Here is a 716-nt window from a genome sequence, read left to right as displayed (position 1 = left end):
ATCCGTTCCGGGCTGAACTTCGACATCATGCGCCGCTGGTTCGAGTACCGCGGCTACGAGGTGACGTTCATCCGCAATGTCACCGACATCGACGACAAGATCATCCAGAAGTCGGCGGAACAGAACCGCCCCTGGTGGTCGATCGGCTATGAGAATGAGCGGGCGTTCAACAGCGGTTATGACGCGCTGGGGTGCCTGCCGCCGACGTGCGAGCCGCGTGCGACCGGGCACATCACCGAGATGGTGGAGATGATGCGCGGGCTGATGGAGCGCGGGCACGCGTACGAGTCGGACGGGAATGTGTATTTCGACGTCCGGTCGTTCCCGGGTTATCTCCAGCTGTCCAACCAGGAGCTGGACGATCTGCGTCAGCCCTCGGGCGAGGGCGAGACGGGTAAGCGCGATCAGCGCGACTTCGCGATGTGGAAGGCGGTCAAGCCGGGCGAGCCGTCGTGGGAGACGCCGTGGGGGCGGGGCCGTCCGGGCTGGCACCTGGAGTGCTCGGCGATGGCGCACAAGTATCTGGGCGAGGCCTTCGACATCCATGGCGGCGGTCTGGATCTGATCTTCCCGCACCACGAGAACGAGATCGCCCAGGCCAAGGCCTTCGGCGATACGTTCTCCCGGTACTGGGTGCACAACGCCTGGGTCACCATGAGCGGCGAGAAGATGTCCAAATCGCTCGGCAACTCGGTGCTCGTCTCCGAGATGGTCAA

At 64.1% G+C, this 716-nt stretch carries 1 protein-coding gene; it reads left to right on the top strand.

What is annotated here, in order from left to right:
- On the top strand, positions 1 to 716 hold a 716-nt coding region (locus IE247_RS33960), incomplete at both ends, for a cysteine--tRNA ligase (RefSeq protein WP_373305654.1).

Origin of the sequence: Streptomyces inusitatus (assembly GCF_014651115.1) — a bacterium.
GTDB lineage: Bacteria > Actinomycetota > Actinomycetes > Streptomycetales > Streptomycetaceae > Streptomyces > Streptomyces amakusaensis.
The sequence above is the reverse complement of the archived record's forward strand: the minus strand, read 5'-3'. Positions and strand labels throughout refer to the sequence as shown.